Here is a 15,308-nt window from a genome sequence, read left to right as displayed (position 1 = left end):
GGTTTTTTGATGCTCTTGCTTATTTTGTATAATGTAAAAAACGTTCATACCACATATCCACAAATTCAGGCGCAAACGGACCTTTCCGCTGGTGAATCCAATGCAGTAATGTATTCAGATGCTCTCTTAAGATACTATCGATTTCTTTTGGATAATTCATCTGCCTCTTATGATCTGCATATTCGTCCTCATCCAAAATATTGTACGTCATGTCTGGAAAGACTTTGACGTCTAAATCGTAATCAATATACTTAATTGCCTCATCATCTGTCGCAAAAGGAGAGCTGATGTTGCAGTAATAATATACCCCATCATCTCTAAGCATCCCAATTACATTAAACCATTGTTTTGCATGGAAATAGCAAATAGCCGGTTCTCTCGTCATCCAAGTACGGCCGTCGGATTCAGTCACCATTGTACGGTCGTTTGCACCAATGATACACAATTCCGTTGCTTTCAGAATGGTGGTTTCATTCCAAATCCTGTGGATCAAGCCATTATGTTTATAGCTTTGAATTTGGATGGTTTCTCCTTCCTTGGGATAGCCCATATTTTCTCCCCTACTTTCTATAACAAACAAACCTAACAGTCCAAAGACCTAATTTCCCAACTAAACATGTCTCTATTATATTATACCGTTACATCATTAAAAAATGAAATGAAAAAGCCATTCAACCCAATTGAACGGCACACTGACTTACATCACGCTAGAACTCTTTTCCATCTGTTTATATGAGTTGATGACCTCTTCTGTCTGTTTTGTAAATAGGGTTTGCACTTTTTGCAGTTCCTCACGTTTCTGTTTGATCTGATCACAAAGCCTATGCCACTCTTCTTTTTTTTCATCCTGCTGCAATTGTTTTTCTGTTTCTAAGCATAGATCGAGTTCTCCCTGCACATCGAGCAGCTGATCCATGAGCTGCATTTGTTCTTTTACAAGCTGATCGAAATCAGACATCTAACTCCTCCCTTTTCATCGAATCCACTTTTTGTCTGTATACCATTTCTTGAAAGAAAGAAGAAATCCTTTGACTGTTTATGTAGAGGTTTTACAGGTTTTGTCGGATGGTGATGAGAGGCAAAAAAGAAAAGCACTTCATTCGTATATGAAGTGCTTTCCTTTGTTTCAGTGATTAGCTGTTTTGTTGTTTGTTTTGCTCAGCTTTTTGGTTGTATTTTTTTACTTGCTGTACGTCAGTCTCACTAGCAAATTCAGTACCAAATTGACCGCCTTGTGCAGAAGCTTGGTTTTGTTTCTTCACTTGTTGTGCGTTTGTTTTGTTTTGTTGTTGATCCATCATTATCACCTCCACGCACATTAATTTGTGCAGAAGGTGCAGATCCTATTCATGATTTTTTTAAACAAGCAAAGAACGTCCGCCATCCACAATAATCGTCTGGCCTCTAATCATGTCTGCTTTGCCTGATACAAGGAATTCCACGCTGTCGACCATGTCTTTAATTTCCACCATTCGGCCGGCAGGTGTGTTTTTCTTCGCATCTTCTAAAAGCTCTTCTCGGTTCGGGAAGTGCTTGAGTGCATCGGTATCGATCGCGCCGCCTGATACAGCGTTGACGACGATATTTTTTTGTGACAGCTCTACAGAAAGGTAACGTGTCAAAGCTTCTAGTGCTGCTTTTGATACGCCGACTACTGTGTAATTTTCAAGGTAGCGAATAGAGCCAAGAGAGCTAATGCTGACGATATGTCCGCCGCCATTTTTCTCCATTAGTTTCGCCGCTTCTTGTCCGCAAAATAACAAAGCTTTCGCATTGATATTCATCGTCCAGTCCCAATGATTTTCTTCAAGGTCCATAATTGGACGCTGAACACCTGATGCCGCGTTGTTCACAAATACATCTAAACGGCCAAAAGTTTCATCAATTTGTTGAAACATGTCTTTGATTTTCTCAGGCTGGCCTACATTGGCTTTCACAACCAATGTTTTAACGCCCATCGCTTCAATTTCTTCCGCTGTTTCAAGTGCGGCTTTTTTGCTTCTCGCATAGTTAATGACAATGTCATATCCTTTTTCAGCGAGGCGAAGGGCTACTTCTTTCCCTACTCCTCTGCTGCTTCCTGTAATTAATGCACATTTACGTTGACTCATTATGGTTCATCTCCTGATTTGAATAGTTTTCGTTCATTCGCTTCACACTAATAGGAAAGTTTCTATTAGGAGGTTACATTCATGTATGTCGGACGCGATTTAAGCCAGCTTGGCATGATGTCCAAGGATCAATGGAAAGATACTGAGCTTGCTTACTTTCATCATGCTTTCCAACAAATTTTACCTTATTTGAATGAAGAAGGGCAATCTAAGTATCGAGAAATCATTTCTGAAATCGAAGACCGCGGGGGTCTGCACCGAAATGAAGCTGATTATACCCACGGTACAACGGTTAAATATGACTAGGCTGCTCAAGTGCCAGCTTCCAAATTTTTTGGTGTGAGACTGGCAAAGCATATGCCTCAAATTCTTCTATTGTGACTTTTTTCAGCTTCGTGTCATCAGATACAGAGGTAACTCGTCCAAAGAAAACAGAAATATTCCAGATGAGGTGGGTAAATACATGCTGAATGGTGCCTTCTAAATCACCAAGCTCCGCTTGTACACCCCCCTCCTCTTTTAAGAAATCAATGAGCTGCTCTTTTTCCGTTTTTCTTCCCTTCACGGTTTCCATATTAGGGAATTCCCATAAATTCGCAAGGAGGCCTGTACTTGGCCGCTTATGAATATATAGGTTGCCTGCGTCATCAAATAACACCGCTGCTGCCATTGATTTTGCAGTCGGCTTTTTCTTTTTGCTTTTCACTGGGAGCTCATGCTGAACGCCTTCCTCGAGTGCCGAACAATGCATGTTCACAGGGCAAATGAGGCAGGCAGGGGATGTTGGAGTGCAAATGAGCGCACCAAGCTCCATCAGCCCTTGATTAAATTCTGACGGCTTTTCCCGGGAAATGAGCTGATCGACCGCAAATTCGAAAATATTTCTCGTTTTTGGTTTTGCAATATCATCCCATATGGACAAAATACGAGAAATGACTCTCATCACGTTGCCGTCTACCGCAGGATACGGCTTGTTATAGGCAATACTCAGCACTGCGCCGCTCGTATATGGGCCTACACCTTTGAGCTTTGAAAATTGCTCTTTCGTATCAGGGACAATGCCACCGTAGGATTCATATACTTCTTTCACAGCTGCCTGTAAATTACGCACTCTTGAGTAGTAGCCAAGACCTTCCCATGCTTTCATGACCTTTTCTTCGTCAGCTAAAGCGAGATCCTTTACCGTCGGAAATTGCTCCATAAACCGGTTGAAGTACGGAATGACCGTATCTACTCTCGTTTGCTGAAGCATCACTTCTGATACCCAGACGCGGTATGGATCTTGATTTTCACGCCATGGTAATGTTCGTTGTTCTTTTTCATACCAATCAATTAGATCATGCTGAAAGCCCGCAATATCTTTGCGGTCCAGCTTTTCTTGAATGTCTTTCATATCTATACTCCTTCTCATTGGACCGAGGGCTAACGTTCTGAATAGAACCTTATTTGTTGTATACTGTTTGTAGATACGTTAACATGTTACATTAAATCGGGATAAAGCAAAAGTGATTTTGCACATAGTCTTGATTAGAGACGTATACTTTGTATGATTGTTCCTAAGCATGACAACTAGGAGGTAATCAATTGGACACTGGTACTCATGTAGTAATGGGCATTTCTCTTGGGGGACTTGCACTTTTAGATCCAGCCGTCAGCGCAGATCCACACATGGCACACGCCGTGATGATCGCGACCATCGCCGGCTCCCAAGCACCAGACATTGATACTGTGCTAAAACTAAAAAATAATGCGGTTTATATAAGAAATCACCGAGGATTTACACATTCCATTCCAGCTGTACTGTTTTGGTCATTGCTGATTCCGGCTGTGATTTTCCCATTTGTGCCTGGGGCGAATTTACTTCACCTCTGGTTATGGACACTATTAGCCGTTGTGCTTCACGTGTTTGTCGATATTTTCAATGCATACGGCACGCAGGCCATTCGTCCATTTTCGAAGAAATGGGTAGCACTTGGGATCATTAATACGTTTGATCCGTTTATCTTTTTTACACACCTTGTCGCCATTGTCGTTTGGGCGATTGGCGGACATCCCGGCTATACGTTTATTACGCTGTATGCCGTGATTTTCTGTTACTATATCGTCAGGGTCATCATGCAGCTTCAGATTAAACGTCAGCTGCGTGCACGATTCGATGAAATTGAAGAGATTATTATTTCGCCTACAATGAAGTTCAGACAATGGCGCATTGCTGTGAAATGCAAATCCTCTTTCCATGTTGGGCGCAGTATGAATGGAGAAGTCGTCATTTTAGACACCTTTAACCGTGTGCCGGTCCCTGATACTGAAATTATGAAAATTGCCAAACAAGATGAAAACATTTCAGCCTTTCTCTCCTTCTCCCCTGTCTACCGGTGGGAAGTGGATAAATACAAGGATCATTACGAGGTGCGGTTCATTGATTTGCGCTACCGCAGCAAAGGTCATTATCCTTTTGTCGCGATCTGCCATATCGACATGGACCACAAAATCAAAAATTCCTATACCGGCTGGATTTTCAGTGAAGAAAAACTGCAAAAAAAATTAAGACTCGGCTCTGTGTGAGCGAGTCTTTTTTGTGCTTCACTCTTACAACTTCGTCATATATTCCACAATAAACTCCCAAAAGCCAGGTCCTTCTTGATAAATCAGCCAGTCTACTTTTTCGATGAGTTTGATATAGAGTTCTTGTTCGAGGTCTTCTCTTTCTTGATATGCCGTGTTTTGTAGTTTCTTTTTGATCATGGGTGTGAAGGTTTCAATGAGTTCTTCCATTTCTCCATTGGTCATTTTGTCTTCTTGCACGGACATCTCCCCCTGTTTCTTCTTTTAGTTTGTTGAGCGCTTTTTTGTGAATGTTTGAGATGTTTTGTCTTGTTTCGCCTAACTGATCGGCTATTTCCTTCATTGTTTGGCCTTCGACATAGATTTGGGTTAGGACCATTTTTTGTTTGTCTGTGAGCTGCTGGTAGGCCTTGTACAATGTTTGATCTTGCAGATGCTCCCCTAGGTCTTGCTGGTTGAAGAGCACGGCTTCATACGTATCTGTTTGAACAGGGTCTTTCACTTCTTGCGTATCAGGATGATCGAGTATGAGCGGAAAACGCTGCTGCTTCTTTTTTACTCGTTTGTCAAAGTCGACTGAAAAGATGCGTATCATTGTGGAGATATACTTGATGATGCGGATTTTCTGATAGAACTGTTTGAACTCGGAATCTAGTTTTTTGGCATTTTCCTCGTTTGGCTCTTCCATAACTTGCCGGAGCAGCTGCTCGTTTTTCGGGTTGCTTAAAAACTGCTGAATGAGCGGGTGATCAATGATTTCCTTCCATTTTGCTTTCAATAACAGCCGATAATCCATGTGCATCCTCCCCTTTGTTCCCTCTACTAGCATTAAGTGGACAAAAGTTAAAAAAAGTAAACTTCGTGAAACGGGTCTAATGGTTCATTTTATCCCCCTCTGCTTTCCTTTTTCTTCTTTCATACCACTTATATAGAAGACGAGCATCCGCTGGGAGGTGAGACAAATGGAGACCTTTTTTTCAGAGGAATGGCTGAAGCAGCTCGGTCAGGCTGGCTTTCCTGCCATTTTGACGGTTTACTTGCTGACACGTTTTGAACGAAAGTTTGATGAATTAAGCAAACTCATCCAACGATTGGTCGCTGTTCAAAAAAATGATGAATCAGATTGACATCTTCTTGATTCGTTTCACCTTATGAAAACGAGGGCGAAATGAAAGGCCTTTTGTCACCTCATACAATACGATGTTGAAAGGGGATTTTATCATGAGTGAAAAGCAAAATGGTGTACCGCAGCCGATTCGAGGAGAAAAAGGAGCAACGGTCAAAATTCCACGTAATCTCGAGCGAGACAGACAAAACCCAGATATGCTCACGCCACCAGAAACCGATCATGGAACGGTTCCCAACATGAAATATTCTTTTTCTGATACGCACAACCGTTTAGAAAAAGGCGGTTACGCAAGAGAAGTCACGGTACGTGAACTACCAATCTCTAAAAGTCTTGCCTCTGTGAACATGCGGCTAAAGCCTGGTGCGATTCGTGAGCTGCACTGGCATAAGGAAGCGGAGTGGGCGTACATGATTTATGGGGAAGCCCGAATTACATCGGTTGATGCAGAGGGGCGCAATTTTACAGAGGATGTGACTGAGGGTGATTTGTGGTACTTCCCTTCTGGCCTGCCGCACTCTATCCAAGCACTTGAACCGGGAGCTGAATTCTTGCTAGTGTTTGATGATGGTTCCTTCTCTGAAAATAGTACGTTCCAAGTGACTGATTGGCTTGCCCATACCCCAGAGGAAGTCGTTCTCCAAAACTTTGGAATGACAAAGGAGCAATTTGAGAAGCTGCCAGAGAAAGAGAAGTATATTTTCCAAAAAGGAATTCCTGGTTCCCTTGAGTGTGACAAGGTTAAAACAGAGCAAGGAGAAGTCCCGAATTCCTTTAAATATGAGCTGTTAAAACAGGAGCCGATTACGTCAAGCGGCGGACAAGTGTGGATTGCAGACTCTACCAATTTCAAAGCGTCTAAAACGATTGCATCCGCTCTTGTGAAAGTTGATCCAGGTGCTATCCGAGAGCTGCACTGGCATCCAAATACGGATGAATGGCAATATTTTATTTCTGGAAAAGCACGAATGACGGTATTTGCTTCTGATGGTCATGCGAGAACCTTCAACTATCAGGCAGGAGACGTTGGATATGTGCCATTTGCGATGGGGCATTATGTAGAGAATACAGGTGACGAACCGCTTTATTTCTTAGAAATCTTTAAGAGCGATCATTATGCAGATATCTCACTCAATCAGTGGCTTGCGGTGACACCGAAACAGCTTGTTCTTGATCATTTAGATCAAGGTGAAGATTTCTTAAAACTGCTTGATACTGAAAAACATCCTGTGATCGCTGCACCAAAAAAAGAGGATTAACATATAACTTCCTGCAAAAAGGCTGTCCTTTTTGCAGGTATCTTCATGTAAAGGAGTGTTTGTTCACCTATGCAGCAATCTGTTCACGCTTTATGGCAAGGGTTGAAATGGCTCATGGCGGCGTCGGCTGTCTGTTACATATTTTTGTTGTTTTGTGTGCTGTTCTTTCATTTGACGGGTGCTTTTTATCAATCGATTTTATCCATGCTTTTATTTATGGGCATCTATGTGATACTTGGGATATCCTTTGAGCATATGGAGCATGTGCTCATGAAGGTTGTTAGAAAGTGCCGTTCCAAAAAACGCTCCATCGTTTTCTATGCCATTTCAATTCATCTCTTGTTTATTTGGGGTGCTGTCTATTTATCAGATGAATTGGTAGGCGGCATTTTACTGTCTACTTCTGAGGAAATTCTCTTTGCCCTAAGCCTCTGGTTGTTTCATTTTTTGTTTGATTATGCGACGTTTTCGTTTGAGAAAGAAGCTTAATGATCTGCTTCATATGATGGATATCATGCTCGTTCAGCCCTTGGAAGTATCTTAATAACGTCAGCTTGGTTTGACCAATAAAAAAGAGTTCATTCCAGCGAGATGGTTCGATTTTCTTCATTTCTTGAAGTAATTCTGTTCTGACAGCAATAAATCGACCGATCGTCTCGCTTTTCTTTTCCTTTCTCGCTCTTTCAGCTGACTGCTGATTCATTTTGTGCACATCAGGAGCTTGAGGTAACGGCTGATCGTTCCAAAATTCCTTTAGGCGATCGTTTAAAATAAATTCATCCCACGGAACGAAATGTGCGATGATTTCAGCGGTGCTCCATTTTCCATCAGCGATCGCTCTTCGCCATTCTTTGTCTGTTAATTCCGTTAGCGACTGTACCCATTCAATGGAGTGTTCATAATAATCAATAATCGATTCTTTGTTTAACGTCAAATGGTTCTCCCCCATTTACATGCTTTTATGTAGATTGTATCAATGATGAGAAAGATAAAAAAACACCACTTATGATGTAAAGTGGTGTTTCTTGTGTTTTCTCCGTGCATATAAGATCGCACCAATCAAACTGACGAGTGAAATCAACCCGAGAATTCTGATATAAGGCGGATAGTAGGTTAACACAATCTCGTTTTTGCCTTTTTCTATTGGAAAACCGATAAAGGCGTAATTGGCTTGTTCAATATCGGTCTGCTGTCCGTTCACCGTGAGCTCCCAGCCTTTTTCATATGGTACTGGCAGAACCATATAATCATCGCCGCGTTTGTTATCATATGAAATCGTAAAGCGGTTGTTTTCGAGCTTTACTTGCTGGCTGCCATGATCCTGTTTTTCTTTTTCATATGCCTTCTCTAGGACGCGGTAAGGCTCTTGATATAGCTTTAATTGACTCAGCTCATACGTCCCTTTTGGTACTCGAATCGAGAGAATCTTTTCCGCAGGGACTCGAATCGTCACTTCATTGACGCCTGTTTTGTAGATGGATGTATTGCTTTTTCTTGAGGTGACGTAGTGATCAACAGATAACTGAAATCCTTCGTTACGGTCTGTCCGCTTCACATAAAAGCTCACATACACATCCCCAGCGCGGGCCATATCATCTGGCAGCGTGATATTCAGGCCGCCTGTTTCTCCGTATACATCAAGCACGCCATGTTCGTATATGGCTTGTATCGTATGAATATTTGTATCCTTGACTCGATCTGGCGCGTGCTCAATTTCAGCGTTTCCTTTTTTGTCTAAAACCACACCTTGCAGCATCGCATGCTCCCTATCAAGTGCTGAGGCATCCTTTAAGGATTCTTCTGAATAAACGGTGCTTGTTGTTCTTGCAAATGGCAGCGGCCGTGTATTTTCATACACTTTATAATGTTCGCTTTCCAATATTGGCTTAAAATAAGCTGGCGGTGAGTAAGGCATCGCGCTCGTTCTCATATAATACTTTCCATAGGTCAGGCTGTATAAATTCGCTCTGTCCCCCATTGTTGCATAACGGCTGACACTTTCCCGTCCCATATCGATTTGCAGGTCATTCCAGTAGAAATTGAGTAAATGCTGATTCAATATACTTGAATACGCACTCATGCCTTGAAAGCCTTCAAATAACGGGGTGTTGTTGCGCACGCCGTTCATCCAGTCAATCCGGGCAAGCGGATCTTTTGAAGAGCGGCTTTGAATCTGCTGAATGAGCTTCATTTGCTCATGTCCAGCATAAGCCTCACTATTCAGATACGTATCTGATACGCTCTTAATATTGCTTCTTTCAGATAAGTAGCCCTGCTGATACACGCCTGCTGTCAGTAAGCTGACAACGATGAGCACAGCTGAAAAGAGACGAAGGTGCTGGCGTTTTTCCGCATGAATCAAAAGGAAAAACAAGCTGATCACAAGCAGTCCTATGCCTGTAAATACAACAACATCCATATTTCCCTTTGCTCGTTCTGATAAGATGACTGCGAGAAGAAACACGATCCAAGCGCCTAAGACCGCACGCTTTTTCCACTTCCACTCGATTTGCGAGAAATGCTTGATGGTGATGGCTGCGACCGCTCCAACTGTAAAGGCAAGAATGTACTCAAATCTGTACTGCGGTGCTGAGAAACCATTAAACACGCTCGCCATCTTTGGACTGTAGTGAAAAACAATGAGCAGAACGCTGATCGATGTAAACATGAAAAACCACCTGTTCCGGTAAAGCGGAACGAGGAACATACAAATGAGAAAGATCACAGGTAATAAATACACCCTGCTTGTAAACAGCAGATGATCATGCAGATCAAACCAAGGTATGGATTGATCATATGGCGGCCTTATATTATTCAGAAAGCCATAGACAGACGGGACAAAAAAGGCGGCACTGATTCCAAAGGATAACAGCGTAGAGACCGCCAGCGTCCAGAACACCTTCCACCCGTTCTCCTCACTTCGAAGCTTGATGATATATCTGAAGACAAGATAGATCGCTAAAAAGATAAAATGAATATAAGCAAAGTAAAAATTGTTGATAAGCATCAGGCTGCACGCCGCAATAAACCAAGCCGGCTTACCTGTTTTGAAAATCCGTTCAACCCCAAGTACAAGCAGCGGGAGCCACATCATACTGTCGGTGAAAAACTCCCAAAATGTTTGATGCCGAAAATACACAATAGACAATCCGTAAATTGCGGCTCCTGTTAATGCGCTCAGCCTATGCTGAACCATTGAAAGAAGCACACGGTAAGCGATGAAAAGAATAAGCGTCAGCTTGATCACACTCAGCCAAATGACGGCATTTGCCCAGAAATGAATGTCCGTTGACTGGATGAAATGAAGCGCATTCATCAGCCAGACGACAGCGACTGTGACCATAAAGACAGTCGACGTTGTGAAATAATAACCTAATTGCGTATATGTACCGCCGCCTAGACCGAATTGATAGGAATAAAAGAAGTTCCCTTTGACGTATTCATCGTAAAGCAGCTTTTTAAATGGGAGCATTTGTGAGATTCCGTCTCCATCTCCTGTCATATACCGGCCTTGCGTATATTCATATAAGAAAAAGGAGTGTCCTAATAAAGCGAGAATGAGGCACATTCCTATCATTATCCATCTACGTTTCATCATCTAAATCCTTTCCACAAAAGATCCACTTTTCTTTGAAACAAAACAACCCAGCAAGCGATTCGTGCTTGCCGGTTATTTGACTCCACGTTATTTAAATAACTGTGTTAACACTCGGTCTTGTTCCTTTGAGCTTGTCTCTTGTTCCATCACATTTGATTCCTGGATTAAATAATGCGGCCTCTTTTTCGTTTCATAATAGATACGGCCAATATATTCTCCAATCACACCTAGACTCAAAAGCTGGACACCTCCGAGGAACAGCACAGCCGATATTAAAGTAAAATAACCCGGCACCATAATGCCCGTTCTGACGATTTGAATAAAGGTGGCCACGATGTAAATCAATGAGAGAAATAAGATCAGTATGCCAGTATAAAAACAAATTCGCAGCGGGCGGTTGTTAAAAGAAATGACGCCATCTATGCCATAGTTAAATAATTTCTTCAGTGACCATTTTGTATCACCATGCTGTCTTTCTACATTTTCATAATAGATGACCTTTTCTTCAAACCCAATCCAGCAAAAAAGCCCTTTCGAAAAACGATTTCCCTCTTTCAGCTGAAGCAATGCATCGATGGCTTGGCGTGAAATTAAACGGAAATCCCCGACGCCATCACGCAAGTCCACTTCTACTACCTTGTTCATCACCTTATAGTACATGGATGACAGGTAAGAGCGCAGCTTGCTGTCACCTTTACGATTTCGTTTGGCAATGACTTGATGATAGCCTTCTTCATATCCCCTGACAAAGTCCTGAATTAAATACGTCGGGTGCTGCAGATCGGCGTCCATAATAATCGCAGCTGCTCCTTTTGCATATTCAAGACCTGCCAAAATAGCGGCTTCCTTTCCAAAGTTACGCGAAAAGGAAATATATTTAACCTTTGCACTTTTTCGAGAGAGCTCTCTCATGTATTGAAGCGTGTTGTCTTTGCTTCCATCATTCACAAAGATGATTTCAAAGTCATAATGAAAATCGCGAAACTCTTCCTCGAGTGCCTCAAAGATTCGTCTGATGTTTTCACCTTCATTGTAAGAAGGAATTATAACAGAGAGCAGTTCCCGTTCCATATCGCACCTTCTCTTCACTTTTTTCACATAGTCTGATATGTTCATTATTCCTTTTTTGTCAGAAAACGAAACCCTTTTTTATTATCCATAAATTACATGTCTCTTTAATCGTTTCATTATATCAGAGTTTTATTTCCATTGATTTTCAGCAGGATGAATTTAATGTAATTTTAAGTTTAATCATTGTAAAAAGCCTGTAATTTTGATCACAGACTGGGTATTGTTTCATAAAATTGTTTGTTCATTTATATATTTTCCTATTTATTGAAAAAGATGAATGGAAGTGAAAGGGCAGCCTTTTTAGTGAAGCAGCCCTCGATTGTTTTGTTGCAGATGCTCGTTTGCCTTTGATTGTTTATTTTGAAATAAATGCAGCTGCGCTCCGTAGCTCTCGATCCACTCTTGGACAATTCGTTCTGTTGTTTCCTGTCCTTTATACTTACGGCCAGCCTTTGCATAGGTCGTTTCAAAATCACTCCAAAGCAGCTCTACCCATGTACGTGCTTCGTCATATGTCAGCATATTGTTTTTTTCCATAAGTTGTTCTGTTAGTCGCTCAAAGTATTGTTCCATGCCTGTTCCTCCTTCATCTAGCAGAAAGTGCCTTTTTAAAAAAACTTCTTTTTTCATATACTACCCTTACGTCTTCAAAAGACGCAAATGATTTGTATTGTTTGGAGGGAATCGATATGCGTAATAAAGCAAAAGGCTTTCCAAATCAGGTAAATCACAAGTTTGAAGGCGAACCAGGCGCTACAGATGCTTATGCGTCTAAACGGCCGAATGGTGAAACGAATACACGTCCACAGGAACGTATGAGGGCATCAGGGAAACGCTAATTTTTCCAAAGGGAGTGCTTGAGATATGAGTTCAAATGGGAAATCGTATATGGCAGACTTTGTTCAATTAAGGACAACCGCTTACCCTCAACCATGGGCAAATGCAAAGCATTCTGCCTCTCAGGTCAACGGAGAAACGCAGCAAACGCAGCACGACATCGTACTTCAGAACAACGTCCGTAAACAGCGTTCGAAGTAAAGAAAAGGACTGATCACTTAGGATCAGTCCTTTTGCGTCAGCATTGAAATCGGCAGGGCATCTTCCTGATTTGGAGCCGATACTCTGTATCCCCACGCAAAAACGCCATTTAGATATTCTACATAAAACTCTTCGTCTGTGTCTTTGATTTGATAAGTCGTTTTCGTTTGAATCAAGGCTGGATCTAATAAATAGGCTTTCGCCATATCAATTTTCCGTTCTAAAACTGCGTATTCATTCACAATGCCAAGCTGCTCAGCCTTTCGTGCTTTTTCAGAAAGGGCGGCAATCTCCTGCTTCAATTCATATTCTGTCATCTCACTATAGCGTTTTTCCATCTGTCATTCCCCTTTGTCTAAAACGTGATCAATTGTATCGAGATCAAAGCCTTTTCTGAATAAAAATTGCTTCACTTTCATCTTCTTTTCAAATGATCCGTCATATCCTACCTTGCGTTTTGCCTTCTCCAGCATATAAAGGAGGGCTTCTTCTTCCTTTTCCTCTTCTTGTCCATCATAGGCTTCTTGAAGGGCTTTATCAATGATCTCAAACGAAAATCCCTTTCGCTGTAGCTGCAGCTTGATGCGCTGCTCGATCTCTTTTGCAGAACGATTTTTTTCTTTTTTGACAAGCTTGAGAACCTGCTTTACAGCTTCCTCCAGCTGTAGGTCATCAGGGTATTGCGACAGCGCCTGTTCAATCGTGTCATCGTCTATCCCCTTGAGCTTCAATTCTTTTTTTAGGACGGACGGTCCTTTGCTGTTCGTTTTCCGGTGGGTGCTGACATAGGCTTCTGCAAATTCAAGATCATTTACATACTTATAATGCTTTAATTTGTGTATAATTTCACTAATAGCAGGTGCAGGGATTTCTTTTTTCGTTAAATAATCGGTGACTTCTTTCACTGATCTCATGCGGTAGGATAAATAATCAACGGCCTGCTGAAATCCTTTTTTCACTGAATCACCGAATTGAATCTCAATGATATCTGCTTCGTCAAGCTCTTTTCCTTTTTTCAAATCGTGCTGGACGAGCACATCTAAATCAACGCTAAAGTCGTACTTTTCATCAAGAAAGATGTTGACCCGCTCGGTATTGTTTTTCTGAGCAGAAATTTTTGTAATATAAGGCATCCTGTGATCACTCCTTTTCCAAAACAGTCAGGATGTTTCTTCTGATTCAAAATCGTGAAAGATATAGGTATGTATATGAGAGGAGAGATGTCAATTGAATATCGCCATTACCGGAGGAACCGGTTTTATCGGCCAGCATGTCACAAAAGTGCTCGCTGCTGAGGGACATCATCTATATATTTTAACAAGAAATCCAAAGGAATCCGAACAAAATCATTTACATTATGTGCAGTGGCTGACCGAAGGTGCTGCGCCTGAGCATGAATTACCTGCCATTGATGTATGGATTAACCTTGCTGGAAAATCCATTTTTACACGCTGGACAGACAAGGCAAAAGAAGGCATCCTCTCCAGCCGTCTCAAATCAACACAAGAGGTAAAACGCATTATAGAAGCGCAGGAATCAAAACCATCTGTACTGATTCAAGCAAGTGCTGTTGGGATTTATGGCACTTCTCAAACAGGAGATTTTACGGAGGAATCACCTCCTGCGGATTCTGATTTCTTAAGTCATACATCAAGGCTTTGGGAGGCTGAGGGACAAAAGATTGAAGCCCTCGGCATTCGTACGGTCTACACACGCTTTGGCGTCGTGTTGGGCGAAAAAGGTACATTGCCGCTGATGACACTTCCTTACAAGCTGTTTGCCGGCGGGACAATTGGGTCTGGCTCGCAATGGGTTTCATGGGTTCATGTTGAGGATGTGGCACATCTCATTGCTTATGCGATTCATCATGATGACCTGTCAGGTCCGCTCAATGCGACATCACCGAATCCTGTTCAAATGAAACAGCTTGGACAAACCATTGCTTCTGCCCTTCACCGCCCCCATTGGCTGAAGGTGCCATCTTTTGTGATCAAAACGGCGCTTGGTGAAATGTCATTACTTGTTTTAGAAGGCCAGCGTGCTCTGCCAAAAAAAGCACTGCTCTCTTCTTATGACTTTTTGCACCCTGAACTAAAAGAAGCGATTTTGCAATCTGGGGAATAAATGTTGTCAAAAACACCCATCCTATTAGAAATGAGATGAGGGAGCGATTTTGATGAAGAAAAAAGAACACCAGCCAACTTCGAAGCTGAAGAAAACCCAGGAAGTCCTGTATCAGCAGGAATTCAAAAAAGCGGAAAGAGCAGCAGAAAAAAGAAACAAATAAGGCGGATATTCCCCTCCAACAAGCACATAACTAAAGTGATCTTGTAAAGGAGGGAAAGGCTTTGAAAAAAGACCAACACAAAAAATCCAACCACGAGCTCGCGGCACAAGAGACGGATGGCGAATATGTTGAATTTTCCAAAGAACTTGCAGATCCGAATGACGTAAAAGCAATGGCACGTATGAAAGCAGCCGATCAGCGCGCCAAAAAACAATAAGTAAAAAAGCAGACCTTATTCAGCGGTCTGCTTTTC

General features: G+C 42.0%; 22 protein-coding genes and 1 pseudogene. 10 read left to right on the top strand and 13 right to left on the bottom strand.

From position 1 onward, the window contains the following. Positions 1–19 precede the first annotated feature (19 nt). The 4 genes and pseudogenes from NSS65_RS04210 to fabL form a co-directional block, all read right to left on the bottom strand. Positions 20–550 carry a DUF402 domain-containing protein gene (locus NSS65_RS04210; RefSeq protein WP_024425209.1) on the bottom strand — a complete coding sequence of 177 codons (531 nt, stop codon included), beginning with the start codon at positions 548–550 and terminating at the stop codon, positions 20–22. A gap of 147 nt (positions 551–697) precedes the next feature. Continuing rightward, the gene (locus NSS65_RS04205) at positions 698–958 is read right to left on the bottom strand and encodes a YgaB family protein (RefSeq protein WP_034284208.1); all 261 of its coding nucleotides are present in this window, start codon (positions 956–958) and stop codon (positions 698–700) included. Positions 959–1,133: 175 nt separating this feature from the next. Beyond that, positions 1,134–1,283: pseudogene (locus NSS65_RS04200) on the bottom strand (gamma-type small acid-soluble spore protein); the annotation flags it as partial. A gap of 75 nt (positions 1,284–1,358) precedes the next feature. Next, positions 1,359–2,111 carry an enoyl-[acyl-carrier-protein] reductase FabL gene (gene fabL / locus NSS65_RS04195; RefSeq protein ID WP_024425211.1) on the bottom strand — a complete coding sequence of 251 codons (753 nt, stop codon included), beginning with the start codon at positions 2,109–2,111 and terminating at the stop codon, positions 1,359–1,361. Between the two features lie 81 nt (positions 2,112–2,192). Here fabL and NSS65_RS04190 point away from each other — a divergent pair, with 81 nt between their 5' ends. Further along, the gene (locus NSS65_RS04190; protein WP_003217808.1) at positions 2,193–2,417 is read left to right on the top strand and encodes a hypothetical protein; all 225 of its coding nucleotides are present in this window, start codon (positions 2,193–2,195) and stop codon (positions 2,415–2,417) included. Here the strand turns inward: NSS65_RS04190 and mutY are convergent. Next, the gene (gene mutY, locus NSS65_RS04185; protein ID WP_081124132.1) at positions 2,404–3,504 is read right to left on the bottom strand and encodes an A/G-specific adenine glycosylase; all 1,101 of its coding nucleotides are present in this window, start codon (positions 3,502–3,504) and stop codon (positions 2,404–2,406) included. The two genes, NSS65_RS04190 and mutY, sit on opposite strands and share 14 nt — an antisense overlap. Positions 3,505–3,695: 191 nt before the next feature. On the opposite strand from mutY, the gene NSS65_RS04180 reads away from it, so the two are divergent. Beyond that, entirely contained in the window at positions 3,696–4,676 is a 981-nt protein-coding gene (locus tag NSS65_RS04180; protein ID WP_342467361.1) for a metal-dependent hydrolase, read from the top strand. A 24-nt stretch (positions 4,677–4,700) separates the two neighbouring features. Here NSS65_RS04180 and rsoA read toward each other — a convergent pair whose 3' ends face one another. Together rsoA and NSS65_RS04170 are read right to left on the bottom strand one after the other, a co-directional pair. Further along, positions 4,701–4,922, bottom strand: coding sequence for a sigma-O factor regulator RsoA (gene rsoA, locus NSS65_RS04175; protein ID WP_047947016.1), 222 nt, complete (start codon positions 4,920–4,922; stop codon positions 4,701–4,703). Beyond that, the gene (locus NSS65_RS04170) at positions 4,870–5,472 is read right to left on the bottom strand and encodes a sigma-70 family RNA polymerase sigma factor (RefSeq protein ID WP_024425214.1); all 603 of its coding nucleotides are present in this window, start codon (positions 5,470–5,472) and stop codon (positions 4,870–4,872) included. Before NSS65_RS04170 ends, rsoA begins: the two co-directional genes overlap by 53 nt. Positions 5,473–5,638: 166 nt before the next feature. Between NSS65_RS04170 and NSS65_RS04165 the strand changes: the two genes are divergently transcribed. From NSS65_RS04165 to NSS65_RS04155, 3 genes are all read left to right on the top strand, one after another. Beyond that, positions 5,639–5,803 (top strand): YvrJ family protein, encoded by a 165-nt coding sequence (locus tag NSS65_RS04165; RefSeq protein WP_003217819.1) that lies wholly within the window; start codon positions 5,639–5,641, stop codon positions 5,801–5,803. A gap of 94 nt (positions 5,804–5,897) precedes the next feature. Continuing rightward, positions 5,898–7,061, top strand: a complete 1,164-nt coding sequence (locus tag NSS65_RS04160; RefSeq protein ID WP_034664992.1) for an oxalate decarboxylase family bicupin — start codon at positions 5,898–5,900, stop codon at positions 7,059–7,061. A gap of 69 nt (positions 7,062–7,130) precedes the next feature. Then, positions 7,131–7,550 carry a regulatory YrvL family protein gene (locus NSS65_RS04155; protein ID WP_144496686.1) on the top strand — a complete coding sequence of 140 codons (420 nt, stop codon included), beginning with the start codon at positions 7,131–7,133 and terminating at the stop codon, positions 7,548–7,550. Here NSS65_RS04155 and NSS65_RS04150 read toward each other — a convergent pair. The 4 genes from NSS65_RS04150 to NSS65_RS04135 all read right to left on the bottom strand — a co-directional run bounded on the left by NSS65_RS04150 (position 7,459) and on the right by NSS65_RS04135 (position 12,303). Then, positions 7,459–7,995: a DinB family protein gene (locus NSS65_RS04150; RefSeq protein ID WP_260983473.1), complete on the bottom strand. Its 537-nt coding sequence runs from the start codon at positions 7,993–7,995 to the stop codon at positions 7,459–7,461. The genes NSS65_RS04155 and NSS65_RS04150 overlap by 92 nt on opposite strands. 69 nt (positions 7,996–8,064) lie before the next feature. Continuing rightward, on the bottom strand, positions 8,065–10,659 hold the full coding sequence (locus NSS65_RS04145) for a YfhO family protein (RefSeq protein WP_342467360.1): 2,595 nt from the start codon (positions 10,657–10,659) through the stop codon (positions 8,065–8,067). A gap of 87 nt (positions 10,660–10,746) precedes the next feature. Next, positions 10,747–11,730 carry a glycosyltransferase family 2 protein gene (locus NSS65_RS04140; RefSeq protein WP_284384723.1) on the bottom strand — a complete coding sequence of 328 codons (984 nt, stop codon included), beginning with the start codon at positions 11,728–11,730 and terminating at the stop codon, positions 10,747–10,749. Between the two features lie 300 nt (positions 11,731–12,030). Next, positions 12,031–12,303 carry a YfhJ family protein gene (locus tag NSS65_RS04135; RefSeq protein ID WP_024425219.1) on the bottom strand — a complete coding sequence of 91 codons (273 nt, stop codon included), beginning with the start codon at positions 12,301–12,303 and terminating at the stop codon, positions 12,031–12,033. A 116-nt stretch (positions 12,304–12,419) separates the two neighbouring features. Here NSS65_RS04135 and NSS65_RS04130 point away from each other — a divergent pair, with 116 nt between their 5' ends. Both NSS65_RS04130 and NSS65_RS04125 read left to right on the top strand, forming a co-directional pair. After that, a complete protein-coding gene (locus NSS65_RS04130; RefSeq protein ID WP_003217849.1) occupies positions 12,420–12,569 on the top strand; it encodes a small, acid-soluble spore protein K in 150 nt (49 codons plus the stop codon). Positions 12,570–12,594: 25 nt separating this feature from the next. Beyond that, entirely contained in the window at positions 12,595–12,768 is a 174-nt protein-coding gene (locus tag NSS65_RS04125) for a YpzG family protein (RefSeq protein WP_008360604.1), read from the top strand. A gap of 23 nt (positions 12,769–12,791) precedes the next feature. Here NSS65_RS04125 and NSS65_RS04120 read toward each other — a convergent pair whose 3' ends face one another. Continuing rightward, positions 12,792–13,106 (bottom strand): YfhH family protein, encoded by a 315-nt coding sequence (locus NSS65_RS04120; RefSeq protein ID WP_251232603.1) that lies wholly within the window; start codon positions 13,104–13,106, stop codon positions 12,792–12,794. A gap of 3 nt (positions 13,107–13,109) precedes the next feature. After that, positions 13,110–13,901 (bottom strand): recombination regulator RecX, encoded by a 792-nt coding sequence (gene recX / locus NSS65_RS04115; protein WP_284384722.1) that lies wholly within the window; start codon positions 13,899–13,901, stop codon positions 13,110–13,112. 94 nt (positions 13,902–13,995) lie between these two features. On the opposite strand from recX, the gene NSS65_RS04110 reads away from it, so the two are divergent. The 3 genes from NSS65_RS04110 to NSS65_RS04100 all read left to right on the top strand — a co-directional run bounded on the left by NSS65_RS04110 (position 13,996) and on the right by NSS65_RS04100 (position 15,272). Continuing rightward, positions 13,996–14,892: a TIGR01777 family oxidoreductase gene (locus NSS65_RS04110; RefSeq protein ID WP_251232604.1), complete on the top strand. Its 897-nt coding sequence runs from the start codon at positions 13,996–13,998 to the stop codon at positions 14,890–14,892. A 52-nt stretch (positions 14,893–14,944) separates the two neighbouring features. Next, positions 14,945–15,055, top strand: coding sequence for a YfhE family protein (locus tag NSS65_RS04105; protein WP_017358836.1), 111 nt, complete (start codon positions 14,945–14,947; stop codon positions 15,053–15,055). A gap of 61 nt (positions 15,056–15,116) precedes the next feature. Further along, the gene (locus NSS65_RS04100; protein WP_024425223.1) at positions 15,117–15,272 is read left to right on the top strand and encodes a YfhD family protein; all 156 of its coding nucleotides are present in this window, start codon (positions 15,117–15,119) and stop codon (positions 15,270–15,272) included. Positions 15,273–15,308: the final 36 nt, after the last annotated feature.

This window comes from Bacillus sp. FSL K6-1006 (assembly GCF_038593175.1).
GTDB classification, from domain to species: Bacteria; Bacillota; Bacilli; order Bacillales; family Bacillaceae; genus Bacillus; species Bacillus safensis.
Note: the sequence above shows the minus strand (reverse complement) of the source record. Positions and strands in the feature narration are given on the sequence as shown.

What these genes read in the sequence shown, in the direction of transcription:
- NSS65_RS04205 (WP_034284208.1), bottom strand. Translation starts at nt 958, where the DNA reads ATGTCTGATTTCGATCAGCTTGTAAAAGAACAAATGCAGCTCATGGAT.
- NSS65_RS04155 (WP_144496686.1), top strand. Translation starts at nt 7,131, where the DNA reads ATGCAGCAATCTGTTCACGCTTTATGGCAAGGGTTGAAATGGCTCATG.
- rsoA (WP_047947016.1), bottom strand. Translation starts at nt 4,922, where the DNA reads ATGTCCGTGCAAGAAGACAAAATGACCAATGGAGAAATGGAAGAACTC.
- NSS65_RS04125 (WP_008360604.1), top strand. Translation starts at nt 12,595, where the DNA reads ATGAGTTCAAATGGGAAATCGTATATGGCAGACTTTGTTCAATTAAGG.
- NSS65_RS04140 (WP_284384723.1), bottom strand. Translation starts at nt 11,730, where the DNA reads ATGGAACGGGAACTGCTCTCTGTTATAATTCCTTCTTACAATGAAGGT.
- NSS65_RS04105 (WP_017358836.1), top strand. Translation starts at nt 14,945, where the DNA reads ATGAAGAAAAAAGAACACCAGCCAACTTCGAAGCTGAAGAAAACCCAG.
- NSS65_RS04120 (WP_251232603.1), bottom strand. Translation starts at nt 13,106, where the DNA reads ATGGAAAAACGCTATAGTGAGATGACAGAATATGAATTGAAGCAGGAG.
- NSS65_RS04170 (WP_024425214.1), bottom strand. Translation starts at nt 5,472, where the DNA reads ATGGATTATCGGCTGTTATTGAAAGCAAAATGGAAGGAAATCATTGAT.
- NSS65_RS04135 (WP_024425219.1), bottom strand. Translation starts at nt 12,303, where the DNA reads ATGGAACAATACTTTGAGCGACTAACAGAACAACTTATGGAAAAAAAC.
- NSS65_RS04165 (WP_003217819.1), top strand. Translation starts at nt 5,639, where the DNA reads ATGGAGACCTTTTTTTCAGAGGAATGGCTGAAGCAGCTCGGTCAGGCT.
- NSS65_RS04190 (WP_003217808.1), top strand. Translation starts at nt 2,193, where the DNA reads ATGTATGTCGGACGCGATTTAAGCCAGCTTGGCATGATGTCCAAGGAT.
- recX (WP_284384722.1), bottom strand. Translation starts at nt 13,901, where the DNA reads ATGCCTTATATTACAAAAATTTCTGCTCAGAAAAACAATACCGAGCGG.
- NSS65_RS04210 (WP_024425209.1), bottom strand. Translation starts at nt 550, where the DNA reads ATGGGCTATCCCAAGGAAGGAGAAACCATCCAAATTCAAAGCTATAAA.
- NSS65_RS04160 (WP_034664992.1), top strand. Translation starts at nt 5,898, where the DNA reads ATGAGTGAAAAGCAAAATGGTGTACCGCAGCCGATTCGAGGAGAAAAA.
- NSS65_RS04130 (WP_003217849.1), top strand. Translation starts at nt 12,420, where the DNA reads ATGCGTAATAAAGCAAAAGGCTTTCCAAATCAGGTAAATCACAAGTTT.
- mutY (WP_081124132.1), bottom strand. Translation starts at nt 3,504, where the DNA reads ATGAAAGACATTCAAGAAAAGCTGGACCGCAAAGATATTGCGGGCTTT.
- NSS65_RS04145 (WP_342467360.1), bottom strand. Translation starts at nt 10,659, where the DNA reads ATGATGAAACGTAGATGGATAATGATAGGAATGTGCCTCATTCTCGCT.
- fabL (WP_024425211.1), bottom strand. Translation starts at nt 2,111, where the DNA reads ATGAGTCAACGTAAATGTGCATTAATTACAGGAAGCAGCAGAGGAGTA.